This is a genomic window from Facklamia sp. P13055 (genome assembly GCF_050409445.1).
GTDB lineage: Bacteria > Bacillota > Bacilli > Lactobacillales > Aerococcaceae > Facklamia.
On the sequence record NZ_JBNUPL010000011.1, the window covers coordinates 18,938 to 37,943 of the forward strand.

Genomic DNA, 19,006 nt, shown 5'->3' on the forward strand with positions numbered 1-19,006 from the left:
AAGTTTTTAATTAATTGTTTAAAGTTTACATTGAAGCGTGCATTGTACGGTTAATAACGTCTAATTGTTGTTCGCGTGTTAGCTTGATAAAGTTTACAGCATAACCTGATACACGGATTGTTAATTGTGGATACTCTTCAGGATGTTCCATCGCATCTAATAAGGTGTCACGGTTAAAGACGTTGACATTTAAGTGATGTCCACCACTTGTCGAGTAACCATCTAACATATTAGCTAGATTAGCTTTTTGAGTGGCTTCTTCTTTACCAAGCGCTTTAGGAATAATTGAGAAGGTATTGGAAATACCATCTAAAGCGTACTCATAAGGTACTTTAGCCACAGAAAGTAAAGAAGCTAAAGCACCATGGGTATCGCGACCATGCATTGGGTTAGCCCCTGGTGCAAATGGTTCTCCTGCACGACGTCCGTCCGGTGTATTACCAGTTTTCTTTCCATAAACAACGTTTGAAGTAATAGTTAAAATTGAAGTTGTTTGTAATGAATCACGGTAAGTTTTATGTTTACGAACTTTTGTCATAAAGTTCTTCAATAATTCTACAGCAATTTGATCCGCACGATCATCATTATTTCCATATTTAGGAAAATCTCCATCAATTTCGTAGTCAATCACTAAACCATTTTCATCACGAATTGTTTTAACTTTAGCATACTTAATTGCAGATAGAGAATCTACTGCAACTGAGAAGCCTGCAATACCAGTTGCCATTGTACGAAGAACTTTTGTATCGTGTAAAGCCATTTCTAATGATTCGTAAGAATACTTATCATGCATATAGTGGATGATATTTAAAGTATTTACATATAACTCAACAATCCATTCCATCATATCATCATATTTAGCCAAAACTTCATCGTAATCTAAATATTCAGATGTAATTGGCGCATATTGAGGGCCAACTTGCGCTTTAGATTTTTCATCTACCCCACCATTAATGGCATAAAGTAATGTCTTAGCAAGGTTAGCACGCGCTCCAAAGAATTGCATTTGTTTACCTACACGCATAGCAGACACACAACACGCGATCGCATAATCATCACCATATTCTGGACGCATGATCTCATCGTTTTCATACTGAATAGCAGAAGATATAATCGACATTTTAGCTGCATATTCTTTAAAGGCTTGAGGTAATGATGGTGACCAAAGAATTGTTAGGTTTGGTTCCGGAGCCGGACCTAAGTTTGTTAAGGTATGTAAGAAACGGAAAGAGTTCTTAGTAACAAGTGGGCGTCCATCTAAACCTATACCAGCGATTGATTCTGTTACCCAAGTTGGGTCACCAGAGAATAATTCATTGTATTCTGGTGTACGTGCAAATTTAACCAAACGTAATTTCATCACGAAATGATCAACTAACTCTTGTGCTTCGACTTCAGTCAATGTGCCCTTAGCTAGGTCACGTTCGATATAAATATCTAAGAAAGTAGAAGTACGTCCTAATGACATAGCCGCTCCATTTTGTTGCTTAACGGCAGCTAAATAGCCTAAGTATAACCATTGGAAAGCTTCTTTTGCATTCTCAGCTGGACGTGAAATATCAAAGCCATAAATTTCGCCTAATTCTTTTAATTCTTGTAAAGCACGGTATTGTTCAGTAACTTCTTCACGTAATTGAATCACATCGTTATCCATTGTACCATTTCCGATGTTAGCAAAATCTTTTTGCTTTTCTTCCATCAAACGCTCTACCCCGTATAAGGCTACACGACGGTAGTCACCAATAATACGACCACGGCCATATGCATCAGGAAGACCGGTAATAACACCAGAGCGGCGAGCAGCGCGCATTTCTGGGGTATAGACATCAAAAACACCTTGATTATGAGTTTTACGGTATTGTGTAAAGATATGTTCTGTTTCTGGATCTAACTCATAGCCATAAGCTTCTAAGGAATTCTTAGACATACGAATTCCACCGTAAGGTTGTAAGCTACGTTTAAAAGGAGCATCTGTTTGGAAACCAACGACTGCTTCTTTGTCTTTATCTAAATAACCTGCTTGATGAGAAGTGATAGAAGAAACTACTTTAGTATCCATATCAAGAACGCCACCTGCTTCCCGTTCTTTTTTATTAAGGTCCATCACTTGGTCCCAAAGATCTTTTGTATTTTGTGTAGCATCTGCTAGGAAACTTTCATCCCCTTCATATAAGGCATAGTTTTCTTGAATAAAATCACGAACATCGATTTCTTTTTGCCATTTGCTTCCTTGAAAGCCATCCCATGCTTTATTTAATTCGGTTTTATTTGCAATTTCCATTTTAATTCTCCTTTTTTAAAATGATCCGACAATTTCTACACCCATAATATAACACAAGAAAAGTTCAATGTAAACAGTTATTGTGAATTATATAATTAGCGTTAAGCTTTACATATCAGTGTTTTGTTAGAAAAAACAAAATAATAGAGTGTATTCTGTGCTCATTGTAGCAATAAGATTATAACAGTTGTTTGCTTTCTGTTTTTTTCTTTTAGTACACAGAGTTTTAGTTGTTGATTTTGTAAATAAAAAACAAGCATCTGGTTCAGATACTTGTTTTTTATCTTATTCTTCATCTAACATTTTCAAGCGTGCAGGATGGATGTCTATCACCTTACCTAGTTGATCAAGCTCAACAATCTGACTGCCATTATTCTGGCGTTTACTAATATTGATATCAAAAGCCATCATCTCTAATGATTTACCGGTATCCCCTTGAATAATAATCGGTATATTCCCTTTTTGTAAGGCTAAAGCTTTTAAAATCCGATGGGGATTTGATTTTATTTCTTTTAGAATGAGCGTTCCAACACTGGCGCGATTAGCACTAGCCAGTTCTTCACTATCCATTCGTTTAAGATTTCCTCGATTGGTTAATAAGAAGACTTGTGGTCTTGAAGCTGCTTGATCGATTAAGAGCATCGATACAAGATAATCATCCTTTTTCAGTTTCATACCTACGACCCCTTGTGCTTTTAGTCCTTGAATTGAAACTTGTTCTAAATCAAACCGTAAACCGTAGGAGCGGTGGGTCATACTGGCGATTTGATAATTCTTGTCTGCTTTAGCTAATCGAGCTGCTACTAATTGATCGTGGTCATCTTGCAATTTAATTGCAGTCATTGTCCGAGTTTTATAGGATCGATAAGTTGAGAATTCTGATAAGAGGGTTTGTTTAATGCGACCTGCTTGTGTCATCATGACAATTCGGTCTTCACTCGGATTATCCGAAGCTTTTTGCGCAAACACCGCAATGATGGACTCCTCTTTATCTAATTGATATTGCTGAGACCAATGTAAACCCAGATCTTTCCAACGAATGTCTGGTAATTCGTGAACAGGTAAATGAATATAATTACCTTTAGATGTGATAATCACAATCGCATCATGAGTCGAGAGTTCTTGAACAAATAATGGATAGTCTAAATCTCTAGATCCTAAATCAGTGGAATCGGAAGCCGTAAATGACCTAACCGAAGTACGTTTCAAGTATCCTTCCTTAGTCACAGACACATAGACTTGCTCTTGTGGGATTAAAAGAGTCTTTTCCAAGGTAATTTCTTCCACTTCCTCTTCTAATTGACTCATTCTCAAACTATTAAACTTTTTCTTAATTTCCTTTAATTCCTTAACCAAAACCTTGTCTAAAGTACTGGCATTAGAAAGGATATTCTCGTACATATGGATTCTTTCGTTAAGTTCAAATTTTTCTTTTTGTAGGCCAACAATATCCGTATTAGTTAAACGGTATAACTGTAAGGAAACAATTGCTTCAGCCTGTGCCATTGAAAAATTATATTGTTGGTGTAAATTATCTTTAGCATTGGCCTTGTTTTCAGATTGGCGAATAGTGGTAATTACTTCATCTAAAATAGAAATAACTCGGATTAAGCCATCAACAATATGAAGACGGTCTTGATCTTTCTTAAGAAGAAATTGAGTTCTTCGACGAATAATGTCTTTTTGATGGTCAAGGTAAGCTTGTAACATTTTTTCTAAGGAACAAAGGACTGGTCGACGATCGTGAATGGCTATCATATTGAAGTGATAATTTACTTGTAAATCGGTGTTTTTATAGAGGTAAGCAAGAATTGGTTCGACCTCTACATCTCTTTTTAGTTCAATGACTAATGAAACACCATTAATATCTGAATCATCGCGAACATCAGCAATCCCTTCTAGCTTTTTAGAAAGACGTATTTCATCTAATTTTTGAATAAGTTTGCCTTTATTAACGTCATAGGGTACTTCACTCACAACAATTTGAGACTTACCACCCTTTAATTTTTCAACTTCTAATTTAGATCGAATAACAACTTTGCCTTGACCCGTTTGATAGGCTTCTTTAATGCCCGCTTTACCTTGGATAATACCACCCGTTGGAAAATCTGGTCCTGGTAAATACTTCATTAACTGGTCGACACTGATTTTATCGGGATGCTTAATCATATAAATTAAAGCGTCAATGACTTCCCCTAAGTTGTGTGGAGGAATATCGGTTGCATAACCTGCTGAAATACCGGTTGCGCCATTCACTAGTAGATTAGGAAAGCGAGCGGGTAAAACACGAGGTTCTTCAATGGTATCATCAAAGTTCAGAATCCAATCGACTGTTTGAGAATGGATATCTCTTAAGAGTTCCATGGCGATACTTGAAAGCCTAGCTTCTGTATAACGCATTGCCGCAGCTGGGTCGCCATCCATGGAACCATTATTACCGTGCATGTCGATCAAAGGTTGGCGGTTTTTCCAACTTTGAGACATACGAACCATGGCCTCATAAACCGATGAATCTCCATGTGGATGATAATTACCGATCACATTCCCCACTGTTTTGGCTGATTTGCGATAAGCTTTTTCAGCAGTATTTCCTTCGGCAAACATAGCATATAAAATACGTCTTTGAACGGGTTTTAAACCATCGCGAATATCGGGTAACGCTCTATCTTGAATAATATACTTGGAATAGCGACCAAATCGATCACCGATAACCGATGAAAAATTTAATTCTTGGACTCCTTTATTTTCTAGTTCAGTCATTATAAATCACCTCCAAATAAATCAATTTGTCCATTTTCATCCACTAAATCCTTACTTGGATTTTCATTAAGGTCAGTAGACGGCTCTTTTTTTGATAGCGTATTTTGTGTTTTCGCAGATGCTTTTGAAGCTGGGTTTTTAGCCACTAACAAGGCTTCCTTGTCTTCTTGTGCTAGAGAGTGGTTGGTTTGGGTGTTTTCTTTTAATAGAGAATCTTCTTCATCCATGGTAAATTGAACATTTTTTTCAATCCATTTACGGCGAGGATCTACTTTACTACCCATTAAAGTCGATAAACGCTTTTCGGATAACGAATCATCGTCAAGAGTTACTCTTATCAATAAGCGTGAGGAAGGATTCATAGTCGTATGCCATAATTGATCCGCATTCATCTCTCCGAGCCCCTTATAACGTTGTAAGATGTAGCCTGGTCCCACTGCTTTAATTTTTGCTTGTAGTTCTTCATCTGTCCAAGCGTATTCGATTCTTTCATTCTTACCTTTTCCCTTTGATACCTTATATAGAGGCGGCATGGCCAAATAGACCTTGCCTGCTTCAATCAATGGCTTCATATAGCGGTAGAAGAAAGTTAAAAGCAGTACTTGAATGTGAGCACCATCCGTATCCGCATCCGTCATAATGACCACTTTATCATAGTTAACAGCTTTAATATCAAAATCAGCCCCTACCCCTGCACCAATTGTGTAGATGAGGGTATTAATTTCTTCATTTTTCATAATATCGCTTAAAGATGCTTTTTCAGTGTTGATGACCTTACCTCTTAAAGGCAATATGGCTTGAAATTTACGATCACGCCCTAATTTAGCTGAGCCACCGGCCGAATCTCCCTCCACGATATAAAGTTCATTCTTTGAAGCATCTTTTGACTGGGCCTTAGTAAGCTTACCTGAAATTAAGCGTTCTTGTTGTTTATTAGAGTTAGAAGAACGTGAAGCCTCACGCGCTTTGCGAGCAGCTTCTCGTGTTTGTCTAGCCTTTAAAGCTTTTCTTAAAATAGTTTGCGCCCAATTACCGTTTTCTGCTAAATAATAACCTAAGTGCTCTGTTACAAAAGATTCAACAATGGTACGTGCCTTTGGACTTCCTAATTTGTCCTTCGTCTGTCCTTCAAATTGTAGATATTGCTCAGGAATACGAACCGATACAATGGCTGCCAGTCCTTCCCGGATATCGGACCCTTCTAAATTTTTATCCTTTTCTTTAATCAAACTCATTTTACGACCGTAGTCATTAAATACCTTGGTAATAGCTGTCTTCATGGCCGTTTCATGCGTGCCTCCACCATTGGTACGAACATTATTAGCAAAAGAAAGAATGGTTTCTGAATAACCATCATTATACTGCATGGCAAAATCAATCTCAAAATCTTCTGATTGGCTTGAAAAAGCCACCACATTTCCCATGACTTCTTTATCTTCATTAAGATATTGAATAAAATCTTGTAAACCATCTTCATAATGAAAAGTCTCTGAAATGTCTTTTCTTTGATCATGAATTTCAATGGTAATTCCTTTTAAAAGGAAGGCTGACTCTCTCAGCCTTTCGGAAATGGTTTCATAGTTAATGGCAGAAGATCCAAATATTTTTTCATCCGGCATAAAATGAACACTTGTACCAGTGTCTGATTGATTATTGTGCTTAGTCTTTTTTAAAGAGCTGGCAGGACGTCCGCCCTCTTCAAACCGCATATGGTATTGGTATCCCTCTCGAATAACCGTCACTTCCAACCATGAAGATAAAGCATTTACGACCGAGGCTCCTACTCCATGAAGCCCTCCAGCGGATTTATATCCACCTTGGCCAAACTTTCCACCAGCATGTAATACAGTGAAAATAACTTGAACCGTAGGAACCCCTGAAGCATGCCTACCAATCGGCATGCCCCGGCCATTATCAGTAATGCGAATCGAGCCATCTGCTTCTAAAGACACAACAATTCGATTTGCAAAACCTGATAGAGCTTCATCTACAGAATTATCAACAATTTCATAAATAAGATGGTGAAGGCCCTTTTGATCAGTCGATCCGATATACATACCCGGTCTTTTTCTTACGGCTTCTAGACCTTCTAATATCTGAATGGCATCATCATTATAATTGCTTAAATTCACTTTAGAATTTTTGTTTGCCATTTTCTCACCCTTTTAATGTTATTTAATAAGAAATAGTCATGCGTTTTTTGAATAATCTTTTAACGATAGTATCTATTCAGTATAAAGGCTCTATTTCCCAACTCTATTATCATAGCAGAATAAATCCCGCTTTGACACTTTTGATTTACTTAAAGTTGTTTTGATGCCTAAAAGTCAAAAATATTGCATTTTTATAATTAAGAAATTCGCTTGGTGAAAATTATTCAATCATGTTAGAATGAAGATAGTAAACTAGGAGGTTAATAAATGTTAGCTATCTTAATGATTATTGTCGGATACTTGGCGGGATCGATTCCCTCAGGTGTCTGGTATTCAAAATATATCCACAATATCGATGTTCGGACCCTCGGTTCAGGCAATTCTGGTGGTACGAATATCGGCAGAAATTTTGGACCGATTGCAGCCATTGTGGTTATTATTGTGGATATTTTAAAGGGCTATCTTCCAGTTTTAATGGCCCAACAGCTCTTAGGCTCGGATAGTGATTTAGCTATTATGCTAACGGCTATTGCTGCTGTTCTGGGACATGCCTATCCAATTTTCAGTCAATTCCGTGGCGGAAAAATCGTTGCGACATCGGTAGGTGTACTATTGGCATTTAACTTTTATATTGCTTTAGCCATGGTCGCTCTCTTTATAACCATTCTCTTATTGACATCAATTGTGAGTATTGCTGCCATGACCTCTTTTTTGCTGGTCGCTATTTGGATTATTCTACGAGAACCTTTAGTATATTCTTGGGGCTTTGCCTTTATGGCTGTTTTGATGGTCTATCGTCATCGAGAGAATATTCAAAGACTGCTTAAAGGAGAAGAAAGTCGAGTGACCTTCGGTTTAAATCCTAGAAAAAAATAAATTAAAATAGCTAAGGCATTTTCCTTAGCTATTTTTATCTTTTTAATTTTATTCACCCTTGAAAAATTCCATCGTCAAATCATGAGTACTGATGGATTGGGGGGCTAAACTATGAATTCCCCGTTTATGCTTAAATAGCTCAGGCTCATTGGCAATATCCGGTAAGCCAGACCATGCTTCTACGGCTAAGAAAGGAGCTCGCTTAGGATAAGGAGACCATAAAGCAACATAGTCAAAGCCAATAGAACGAAATTTAATTTCAACATCATTGATAGCATCCATTAAGATAAGTTCAGCTTTTTCACTCACTTGATAGATTAAGGCATCATTTCTAAATTGTTTGTGACGCAGCTTTTGATTAATCACTTCTGTATACTTAGCTCTTTCTAAGTTGACTAGGCCATCATTATTAGTTTGTAAGAGATAATAATACCCTTCTGGATTTAATTGGTAACTTACTTGATTGAATTCCGGATAATTTCTTCCTACTGTATGTGGGAGATTAAAGGCCGGATGATAACCCACTGAATAATATAAAGGTTTTTCAAGTGAAGGATTATAAACTTCAAAAGTAATTGTTAACTTATGATCATATAAAACATAATTAACCTGAAGCGAAAATTCAAAGGGATAGGATTCTAGCGTGTTTTTATTGTTTTTTAAGTAAAAACTTGCAGAAGATTCGGTTTGACTTTGAACAGTAAAGGTATAATCTCTAGCAAACCCATGGCGACTCATTTGGTAGAATTTTCCACCATAAAGATACTGATCATCCTGTAGGCGCCCAACGATGGGAAAAAGGATGGGGGCACTGCGAGACCAATAGAAAGGGTCTGCTTGCCAGAGAAATTCATAGTCTGTCTTTAGATCAGTAATTGACTGGACTTCTGCCCCATTCTCAGTTATCTCCACTTTTAAAAAACTATTTTGAATGGTTACCATAGGCTTCACCCATTTCTTTATAAGATATAGTGGCTAAGATCTTGATTCTCAACCTTATCTGCTAATTTATCATCGACGTATTTTTCAGTAATTTCAATTACCATTGGTGTGTCTGCTGCTTCAAATAATAATTCTTCTAAAACTGTCTCAATAATCGTATGTAGGCGTCTTGCTCCAATATTATCTGTATTGCGGTTTAAGGTTTCCGCATAGTAGGCCATTTTCTGAACTGCTTCATCGCTAAAGTTAACGGTCACCTCTTCAGTAGCTAAAAGGGCCTGATATTGGATAAGTAAGGCATTTTTAGGTTCGGTTAGAATTTTAACAAAATCGTCAGCGGTTAAGTCCTGAAGATTGACTCGAATGGGAAAGCGTCCTTGTAACTCTGGAATTAAATCAGAAGGTTTAGCAACATGGAAAGCACCTGATCCCACAAAGAGAATATGATCAGACTTTATAATACCGTATTTGGTTTGAATTTGACTACCTTCAACGATTGGTAAAATATCACGCTGAACACCCTGTCTTGAAACTTCTCCCGATTGATTACTTGAAGAGGCAATTTTATCTAACTCATCAATAAAAATAATACCGTTTTTCTCAGCTAGTTTTAAGCCTTTTTGATGAATATCCTCTTCGTTTACCAATTTGTCTGCTTCGTCTACTGTTAATAACTTAAGCGCTTCTTTGACAGTCACTGTACGCTGAATCATTTTCTTCGGTCTTAAAGCGTTGAGGGATTCTTGCATATCCATCATTTGCTCCATAGCAGGATTAAGTGAGTTTAACTGTAGTTTCTTTTCTTCCATTTCAATAGTCACTTCTTGTTTATCCAACACACCCTCACGAATTTGCTGGCGAATATGACGACGGTTGGAAGCCACTTCTTCCGTCACTTCTTCTTTTTCTGCTTCTACTTCACCACGCATTTGGCGCATAAAAGCTTCCATATCTGGCAAGACGAAGCCACCGGCATTGTTAGGATCTTTTTTTACTTCCTTCTTTTTCTTCTTACCAGGGACTAGTGCTTTAGCAATTCGATCAATTGCTTTTTCACGTGCTTCATCTTCAACCTCTTGGCGCATTTCATCACGAACGATACGAATTGCTTGCTCTACCAAGTCTCTGACCATTGATTCTACATCACGACCAACATAACCAACTTCGGTATACTTAGTGGCCTCCACCTTTAAAAAAGGGGCCTTAATAATCTTGGCTAGACGTCTAGCAATTTCTGTTTTTCCAACTCCGGTTGGACCAATCATTAATAAATTTTTAGGTTTTACTTCATCTTGCATTTCAGCTTCAAGGCGTAACCGTCTTTGTCTATTTCGAATAGCAACGGCTATTGAACGTTTGGCTTCTGCTTGACCAATGATATATTTATCTAATTCTGCAACTAATTGTCTGGGACTTAATTCCATTCTTACATTCTCCTTTAAATCTAGGATTCAAAACTTTCGACCATGATTTGTTTATTAGTATAAACATCAATTTCAGCAGCAATTTCTAGGGCTTGAGAAACGATCTCTTTTGCACTTAATTGCTCACTTGTTCTAAGCATGGCTCTAGCTGCTGCCAAGGCATAATTGCCCCCCGAACCGATGGTTAAAATACCGTCATCCGGTTCGATAACTTCTCCCGTGCCGGATACTAATAAGAGACTTTCTTTATTCATAACGATTAAAAGGGCTTCTAACTTTTGTAAAGAGCGATCTGTCCGCCATTGTTTGGCTACTTCTACAGCTGCTCGAGTTAATTGGCCTTGATGGGCTTGTAACTTCGTTTCAAACATTTCTGACAAGGTAATAGCATCAGCAACTCCTCCGGCAAATCCAATAACCACTTGATCGTTAAAAATTCTACGAAGCTTGCGGGCACCACCTTTCATAATGACCGTTTCTCCCATTGTGACTTGACCATCTCCCGCCATTGCTAATTTATTATCTTTTTTAACTGCACATATTGTTGTCATTTATTCTTCCTCCTGCTTCTTTCTACGAGCTCTCGGATGAGCTTTTAAGTATTCTGATCGCATTTTATCGCCGGTTATATGGGTATATATTTGTGTAGAAGATAAATTCTCATGGCCTAGGAGTTCTTGGACGGAACGTAAATCTGCCCCACGATTTAATAGATGGGTCGCATAAGAATGTCTCAATTTATGGGGATTAATCTTTAAATTAAGCTGACTTTCTTCTACTATTTTTTGCAAAATATGGCGCACTTGATCAGGGTTAATTGCTTTCCCTTTTTCCGATAAGAATAATATATCATTATTTCTTTGATTCTGCATGGACCATTTACTTAATAACTCTTTACGCTCCGTTTCAATATAATCTTTTAAAGCTCGCATAGCTGGATCTCCAAAAGGGACAATTCGTTCCTTATTCCCCTTGCCGAACACACGTAGAATTTGCAAGGAAAAATCAAGTTGGTCTAGTCTTATCTGACAGCATTCTGAAACGCGGATACCCGTTGCATACATCAATTCAAGGATGGCGAGGTTTCGCTTGGGATAATCTAAAAGACTAGTTTTAGCTACTTTAATGAGACTTTCAATTTCATTTTCATAGAAAAAAGAGGGTAAATGAGTCTCTTTTGCTTTATAAGTAATTAACTCCATTGGATCTTGGTCAATCCAATGCCGACGCAAACAATAATTAAAAAAAGAACGTAAAGAGGATAATTTTCTGGCAATCGTTTTGGGATTAAGCGAGCGTTCGTTTAGATAGGCTAAATAAAGCCTTAAATCTTGATAGGAAATTTGCTCTAAGCTAACTTCTCCTGAACTTTTAATAAAAAGCCAGAATTGGTTCAGATCTCTTTGGTAGGCAATGACTGTATGTTGAGAATAACGACGTTCGTTCAATAAATAATTCAAAAAATTAATAATCTTATCCTGCATCATTTATCACCTCAATTTCCTCTTTTTTTATTATACCTTTTCTTTGAATTCATAGCCAATTAAGCGCCATATTCAAAATGCAGGCTAAAAGTAAATTTTATAGTTCAGTTAATATTGCTAAATAGATAAAAAACCGAACACTCACAAAACTGTGAAGCATTCGGTTTTAGCTAAATTGATTGAATTAAAGAAGTTTTTTTAAAATTCGCTTAGCTTTCTATGGCTTCAGTATAATCACAAGAAGAACATTGAACTTGCTTGCCTTTACGAGATTTCTTTTCGATAAGATACTCATTACATTTTGGACAATTACGACCGATTGGTTTGTCCCAAGAAACGAATTCACATTCTGGATATCTTGAACACCCATAAAATATTCGGTTCTTCTTCGATTTTCTTTCGATAATTTCGCCCTCTTTGCATGTAGGACATTTTACACCAATTTCTTTGACGATGGCTTCAGTATGACGGCATTCTGGAAAATTGGAGCAGGCATAAAACTTACCATAGCGACCAATTTTGATGACCATTGGATTGCCACACTCTGGGCAGTCAAAACCAGCTGGTTCATTTTTTATCTCAATTTTTTCCATCTCTTCTTCTGCCTTGTCTAAATCTTTAGCGAAAATCTGATAAAAGTCATTCAGAACTTTCTGCCATTCTACTTTATTTTCCTCGATTTGGTCAAGTTTATTTTCCATCCCAGCTGTAAATTCAGAATCAACAATATCTGGAAAGTAAATTTCCATCATGTCATTGACAATTTCTCCTAGTTCTGTCGGCGTAAAACGTTTAGCTTCCATTTTAACATAGTAGCGTTTGCGCAAGGTTTCTAAGGTTGGTGCGTAAGTGGAAGGTCGCCCAATCCCCAACTCTTCAAGCATTTTAACTAGGCTGGCTTCATTATAGCGTGCTGGTGGTTGAGTAAAATGCTGACTTGGATCAATCTTTTCAGCTGTAACTGCATCTCCTTCTTTCAAAGCTGGCAGATAGTTATCTTTATCTGATTTACTTGGATAAACTTTCAAGAAGCCTTCAAATTTAATGCGTGAACCATTCGCACGAAAGAGAACATCATTTTGAATGATATCCGCTTTAATTGTATCATAGACGGCATTTGACATTTGTGAAGCCACAAACCGTGCCCATATTAAAGCATAGAGACGGAATTGGTCCTTAGTTAATGAATCTTTAATCGATTCGGGTGTTAAACTGACATTTGAGGGACGTATAGCTTCATGAGCATCCTGAGCCCCTGCTTTATTATTGACCTTATGTCCTGCTCCCAAATACTGCTCACCATAGGTATCTTTAATAAAATCTCCTGCCATCTTTTTGGCTGTTGGTGAAATTCGAGTCGAATCGGTACGCATATAAGTAATCAAGCCGATGGTGTTACGACGAATAGATATGCCTTCATAAAGCTGCTGAGCAATCATCATGGTTTTGCCGGTACGGAAATTCAAACGATTGGCAGCATCTTGCTGCAAGGTAGAGGTAGTAAACGGTGCATTGGGCTTACGAAAACGTTCTTTTTCAGTAATTGATTGAATATTAAATTCACCTTTAAGGTCAAGATGTTTCATAACTTGATCAACTTGCTCTTTATTCTTGAGCTCAGTTTTTTTACCGTCTAGTCCATAGAATTCTGCTTCAAATTTCGACCGTCCTTTTTTAAAGTTCGCTGGAATTTTCCAATATTCTTCTGGTTTAAATTGGCGGATTTTCTTTTCACGGTCAATAATTAGTTTTAAAGTGGTCGATTGAACACGCCCTGCTGATAAACCACCTTTAATCTTCTTCCATAATAAAGGTGAGATAGAATAACCCACTATTCGGTCTAAAATTCTTCTTGCTTGTTGAGAATCCACTAAGTCTTGATCGATTTGTCGTGGTTGCTTAAATGCTTCTTTAACCGATTCTTTAGTAATCTCATTAAATACTACACGGTTAGCCGCTTGCGGATCTAATTTTAATAGATAGGAAAGATGCCAAGCAATTGCTTCTCCTTCACGGTCCGGGTCACTTGCTAAATAGACTTTTTCAGCCTTATTGGCTAATTTTCTAAGCTCCTTAATGGTATCGCCTCTGCCCCTAATTGAAATATAATGCGGTTCAAAATTATTTTCTAAGTCAATGCCCATTCGTGATTTCGGTAGATCTCTGAGATGACCTTTTGAAGCAACGACTTTATAATTTTTGCCTAAATATTTATCAATAGTTTTGGCTTTGGTTGGTGATTCGACTATGACGAGATATTTATAGGCCAAGTAACAATCACTCCCTTTCTTATTCCTTTGCTCACATGCAAAATCGTAACAATCTTATGCTAAACTTTCAATTATGTCAATGAATACTCTTTATTTTATCTTTTGCCGTTGATAATCTAGAGCTATCTCTTCTATTAATTGGTCCAAATCGACAATCGGTCTTGCCCCTGCTTGTATTAAGTGATTGCATCCATAAGATTGCGGGTCATCGATGGGTCCAGGTAAAGCATAAATTTGACTATTATATTCCAAGGCATAATTAGCAGTAATTAATGAGCCCGATTTCTTGGCTGCTTGAATGACAATCACTACGGGGCATAGTCCAGCCACCAAACGATTTCTTGCAATAAATTGATACTTTCGAATAGCTTGATGGGGTAGGTACTCACTTAATAACAAATGACTGCTTGCTATTTGTTCTTGGAGCTGATGATGTTCTTTGGGATAATAATGCTCAAAGCCATTGGCAACAATAGCGATGGTTCTCCCTTCTTTTTCACTCATACAAGCCTTATGCGAAATAAAATCCGCTCCTTTAGCCAAACCTGAAACAATCACAAAGCTCGCTTTAGTTAGTGCCTTGCTAATTTTTTGTGCGCTTTTTTTTCCATAAGCCGATAGTTTTCTAGATCCAACAATCGCAACTAAAGGTCGATTTAAAAGGTTAAGATCTCCTCTATAAAAAAACAAAATAGGTGGTTGGGGAAGCTGAAGCCAGCGATAGGGATAGGATTTTTCACCAAAGAGAATCGCTTGCTTTTCTAAATTAGTTAGAATCTCTTGACAACTTTCCCAATCCTTGAAGAGTGCCTCTTCCTTAAATGACCACATGTTATTAATAAGTAAAGAATGAACACTTGCTTGACGAGAGAGATTTTGTCTAACTTTAAAATAATGCCACAAATGACGGTATTTAACGCCTTTCATCTGTAAATAGATTAACTCTCTTTTTATCATGGCCTACACTCCTTAAGCTTTTACCCTTAAGATACAAAGTAATTAGGCCATAAGTGCTCTGCGATCCTCATTAAAAGCTTTAAGACATACAAAAGAGCAAATATTTTTCAATACTTGCTCTTTAAAATTTTGGCCAACTTACGAACCATAGAATTTATTAATTTTTTGAACAGGACTAAAGGATTGTCTATGAATAGCCGTGTAGCCGTATTGTTCTAACGCAACCAGATGTTTCTTAGTTGGATAGCCCATGTGCTGGTCAAAACCATATTCTGGATACCATCTTGCATAATCCACCATCAGCTGGTCACGATGGACCTTGGCAATAATAGAAGCAGCAGCTATGGAAAGTGAGCGTTGATCACCTTTCACCACTGCTTTTTGTTGAATCTGTAAATCTAATTTCATGGCGTCTACGACAACAAAATCCACTGCTTTGTTGAGCTTTAGAACAGCTTCTTTCATGGCCATACGACTGGCCTCATAAATATTAATGCGATCAATCGCTTGAGGAGATATGCTTGTGATGGCATAAGCTTTAGCTTGTTGTTTTATCATTTCAGCTAAGTCTGAACGCTTTTGATGCGTTAAGGTTTTCGAATCATTGACGTCCACCCAATCACTGGTATCTTGAGGTAAAATAACTGCCGCTGCTACTACTGGACCAGCTATCGGACCTCTCCCCACTTCATCAACTCCTGCAAGCACAAAAGACTGGTTAGCATCCAATAATTGGCGATCAAAGTCTAGGCGTTTTTGATAAGCTTGATAACGTTGGTTATAAGCAATTAACACTCTTTTATGACGTCTTACTAGCTCTTGAACTCCTTTTCTAGGATCTTCTTTTAATTGATTGAGGTAAACATCTTCAAGGTCTTCAATTGTTTTTAGCTGCGCTTTGATTTCTTTAATGGTTTGTTTCAATGTTAACCCTCTCAATCGGACGATCGAGTGTAATCGAACCCAGTTTATGTTGACGAAAATCAAATATTAATCGCTCAGCTGCTTGGGTATAGTCTTGATCCAGTTTTAATGTCTGTGTCAAACTAGTTAAAATTTCAGCCGCAGCCATCTCTTGATGATAGTCTTCTAAATGATAAAATTCTTTTAATAAACCAGGGTAAAATTGTTCTAAATGACCGATCAACACTAAAGATAGCTCCTGCATTTCGACTAATTGGTCTTTAATGGCTCCAGTTAAGGCTAAGTGATAACCCGTCAAGGGATCTTCAAACTTAGGCCATAAGATACCAGGCGTATCTAGTAATTCAAACTCTTTCCCAATTTTTAGCCACCGCTGCGCTTTAGTAACCCCTGGTTTATTGCCAGTTTGTGCTTGATTTTTTCCGACAAAGCGGTTAATGAGCGTTGACTTGCCGACATTGGGGATGCCTAAAATCATCAGACGAATCGCTCTAGGTTTTACCCCTTTAGCTTTTTGTTTGGCAAAAAAATCTACCATTAAGTCTTTGCAGGCCTTCTTAAGTTCATTCAAACCCAATTGATGCTGAGCATCAATTGCTAAAGCAATTTGACCTTGTTCTTGATAGTGTTGAATCCAATGTTTAGTTAAATTGGGGTCAGCTAAATCTGCTTTATTTAAAGCCAGAATTGAAGGTTTCTGATTAATAATTTCTGTAATCACAGGATTACGGCTGGATTCAGGTATGCGAGCATCTGCCAATTCAATTACTAAATCCACTAAATTAAGTTTTTCCTTTGCTTCCCTTTTAGCCTTTGCCATATGGCCTGGAAACCACTGAATCTGATTCAATTTATCCCTCCTTTTTAATAGACTCTTTATTCTATAGCTTGCAGTTTACCTACTTTTCCTATTCGATCAAGAGGATAATAAATAAAGTTAGCTTCTCCTTCAATTTCATCAATATCGACATAACCAAATTGGCGACTGTCTCCTGAACCAGGTCGGTTATCACCCATCACAAAAACTTTACCTTCTGGAATAAGCGAATCACCTGTTATTTCCCACAGAGTGAAGTCTTCAGTATAATTTGTCTCCATATTAGATTTGGCCGGCTCCAAATAAGGTTCTTCAATCAACTGATCATTGATGAATAACTGATCTTCTCTTACTACAATCGAATCTCCTGGAAGGCCAATTAAACGCTTCACATAGGTTCTGCCAGAACCCATAGGATCAGGAAAGACAACAATGTCAAAACGGTCTAAATCAAATTGTTTCCACATTATCAAATGGTCTGCTTGATAAAGAGTGGGATTCATTGATTTACCTTCAACTTGAAAGGGCTGTGCAAGATAGTTACGTACAGCTAAAAAGAGAAACAAAGCAGCAAGAATCACAAAAATGATATTTACGAACTCTATTAGAATTGTTTTAAAAAATTTCCCCATCTTATTCTCCTAATAAGACCTCGATAGCTGCTTGATATTGTGGGTCTTCTGCTTCTAAATAAGCTCGCGTTTCTTCAACCAATTTGTCACTGGTTGCTGAGTCAATAACACCGTTTACTTCTAGCTTAAAGTCCTTTTGAAAGTTCCTTACAGCTTCTTCCATTTCAGGACTAAAATAAGCCGTTTTTTCCTCTTGATAACCCAATGCTTGTAACATTAAACTAGCTGATTGAACGTATTCGGAAGCATCGCCTATTTTTAAATCTTCTTCTTGATTTAACACAATCGTATTAGCGACTTCTGGTGCTTCTACCACTTGATCAGGTTCGATTCCTTTCTCATGAATCCACCCCCCACTAGGTGTAAGCCATTTTGCTACGGTTAATTTTAATTCCCCATATGAGGATTCTGAAATCATTCTTTGAACCGTCCCTTTTCCGAAAGAAGTCACCCCGATCACAGGGGCATCCGTATTTTCTTTAATGGCAGCAGCTAATATTTCACTAGCTGAAGCCGAGCCTTCATCGATTAATAATACATAAGGCTCTGTAATTTGAAAATCACCATAGCGCTCGTCAGAAGCCACATACTCAAACGGCTCACTCAGACGATCATCTGTTTGCATAATGACTTGATCATCATCTAAGAACATATTACTAACTTGTAAAGCTGTTTCCAACATTCCTCCAGGATTATAGCGGAAATCAAAAATAAAGCGATCGACACCTTTTGACCGTAAGTCTTTAACGGCCGATACCATTTCCTCATAAGTTGATGAAGCAAATTGGCTCACTTTAACGACTCCCACTTGGTCATATTTATCATCTTGTTCATAGTCGACCGTAGTAAGAGGAATTTCTTCTCGAATCATAGTTACTTCAAAGGTTGATTGACCTCTCTTGATCGTTAAAGTGATCTCAGACCCCAAGGGTCCACGAATCTTTTGCACGATTTCACTGGTGTCTAATCCCTGAAGATCCACATCATCGGCTTTTAGAATAATATCATTGGCTTTGATACCTGCTTTTGCAGCGGGAGTTCCGTCAATCGGAGCTATAACCGTAGGCAAACTATCTTTTAACATAAATTGAACCCCTATACCGGTGAAGGATCCTTCCAGAGAATCATCAAAAGGCGTTATTTCAGTAGGGTTTAAAAATTCAGAATAGGGATCATCCACCGCATCCACCATGCCTTTTAGAGCTCCTTCTAAAAGCTTTTCTTTATCTAATTCCTCAATATAATTGATTTGTAAAGAATTATAAACTTCTTGGATAATCGCTAAATCTTCTTTGGTTAATTGATCTTCTTTTTCAACTGAAGGACTGCCAAATAGCTTTCCCATAGCTGAAATCGGTAGCGCTTTATAATTCATAACCAAAGCAAAAAGCGAAAAGATTAAAAAAAGGCAAAGCCATTTATCTTGAGTCCACTGAAGAAGGTTGTTTTTTTGCTTCTTGATAAATTTGCATTTAAAAATCATTTC

14 protein-coding genes are annotated in these 19,006 nt (G+C 37.4%); 1 reads left to right on the forward strand and 13 read right to left on the reverse strand.

The features are described 5' to 3' along the window. Positions 1-25 precede the first annotated feature (25 nt). The 3 genes from pflB to parE all read right to left on the reverse strand — a co-directional run bounded on the left by pflB (position 26) and on the right by parE (position 7,194). Positions 26-2,281, reverse strand: a complete 2,256-nt coding sequence (pflB, locus tag ACQV2O_RS05545; RefSeq protein WP_428873407.1) for a formate C-acetyltransferase — start codon at positions 2,279-2,281, stop codon at positions 26-28. 285 nt (positions 2,282-2,566) lie between these two features. Next, a complete protein-coding gene (gene parC, locus ACQV2O_RS05550; RefSeq protein ID WP_428875201.1) occupies positions 2,567-5,041 on the reverse strand; it encodes a DNA topoisomerase IV subunit A in 2,475 nt (824 codons plus the stop codon). Then, complete coding sequence (parE, locus tag ACQV2O_RS05555) at positions 5,041-7,194, reverse strand: DNA topoisomerase IV subunit B (RefSeq protein ID WP_428875202.1); 2,154 nt, start codon at positions 7,192-7,194, stop codon at positions 5,041-5,043. Before parE ends, parC begins: the two co-directional genes overlap by 1 nt. Positions 7,195-7,461: 267 nt before the next feature. Between parE and plsY the strand changes: the two genes are divergently transcribed. Next, positions 7,462-8,070, forward strand: coding sequence for a glycerol-3-phosphate 1-O-acyltransferase PlsY (gene plsY, locus ACQV2O_RS05560; RefSeq protein ID WP_428873410.1), 609 nt, complete (start codon positions 7,462-7,464; stop codon positions 8,068-8,070). 48 nt (positions 8,071-8,118) lie between these two features. Here the strand turns inward: plsY and ACQV2O_RS05565 are convergent, their stop codons facing one another. The 10 genes from ACQV2O_RS05565 to ACQV2O_RS05610 form a co-directional block, all read right to left on the reverse strand. Further along, the gene (locus ACQV2O_RS05565; protein WP_428873411.1) at positions 8,119-9,012 is read right to left on the reverse strand and encodes an aldose 1-epimerase family protein; all 894 of its coding nucleotides are present in this window, start codon (positions 9,010-9,012) and stop codon (positions 8,119-8,121) included. A 17-nt stretch (positions 9,013-9,029) separates the two neighbouring features. Continuing rightward, positions 9,030-10,436 carry an ATP-dependent protease ATPase subunit HslU gene (hslU, locus tag ACQV2O_RS05570; protein ID WP_428873412.1) on the reverse strand — a complete coding sequence of 469 codons (1,407 nt, stop codon included), beginning with the start codon at positions 10,434-10,436 and terminating at the stop codon, positions 9,030-9,032. A 20-nt stretch (positions 10,437-10,456) separates the two neighbouring features. Next, a complete protein-coding gene (gene hslV, locus ACQV2O_RS05575; protein ID WP_428873413.1) occupies positions 10,457-10,987 on the reverse strand; it encodes an ATP-dependent protease subunit HslV in 531 nt (176 codons plus the stop codon). Next, complete coding sequence (xerC, locus tag ACQV2O_RS05580; protein ID WP_428873414.1) at positions 10,988-11,920, reverse strand: tyrosine recombinase XerC; 933 nt, start codon at positions 11,918-11,920, stop codon at positions 10,988-10,990. A 209-nt stretch (positions 11,921-12,129) separates the two neighbouring features. Then, on the reverse strand, positions 12,130-14,190 hold the full coding sequence (gene topA, locus ACQV2O_RS05585) for a type I DNA topoisomerase (RefSeq protein WP_428875203.1): 2,061 nt from the start codon (positions 14,188-14,190) through the stop codon (positions 12,130-12,132). A gap of 90 nt (positions 14,191-14,280) precedes the next feature. Continuing rightward, positions 14,281-15,147 carry a DNA-processing protein DprA gene (dprA, locus tag ACQV2O_RS05590; RefSeq protein WP_428875204.1) on the reverse strand — a complete coding sequence of 289 codons (867 nt, stop codon included), beginning with the start codon at positions 15,145-15,147 and terminating at the stop codon, positions 14,281-14,283. 138 nt (positions 15,148-15,285) lie between these two features. After that, positions 15,286-16,071 carry a ribonuclease HII gene (locus ACQV2O_RS05595; RefSeq protein WP_428875205.1) on the reverse strand — a complete coding sequence of 262 codons (786 nt, stop codon included), beginning with the start codon at positions 16,069-16,071 and terminating at the stop codon, positions 15,286-15,288. Beyond that, the gene (gene ylqF, locus ACQV2O_RS05600; protein WP_428873418.1) at positions 16,055-16,921 is read right to left on the reverse strand and encodes a ribosome biogenesis GTPase YlqF; all 867 of its coding nucleotides are present in this window, start codon (positions 16,919-16,921) and stop codon (positions 16,055-16,057) included. The genes ACQV2O_RS05595 and ylqF overlap by 17 nt, the downstream gene beginning before the upstream one ends. Before the next feature lie 26 nt (positions 16,922-16,947). Next, the gene (lepB, locus tag ACQV2O_RS05605) at positions 16,948-17,520 is read right to left on the reverse strand and encodes a signal peptidase I (RefSeq protein ID WP_428873419.1); all 573 of its coding nucleotides are present in this window, start codon (positions 17,518-17,520) and stop codon (positions 16,948-16,950) included. A gap of 1 nt (position 17,521) precedes the next feature. Then, positions 17,522-19,003, reverse strand: coding sequence for a S41 family peptidase (locus tag ACQV2O_RS05610; protein WP_428875206.1), 1,482 nt, complete (start codon positions 19,001-19,003; stop codon positions 17,522-17,524). Positions 19,004-19,006: the final 3 nt, after the last annotated feature.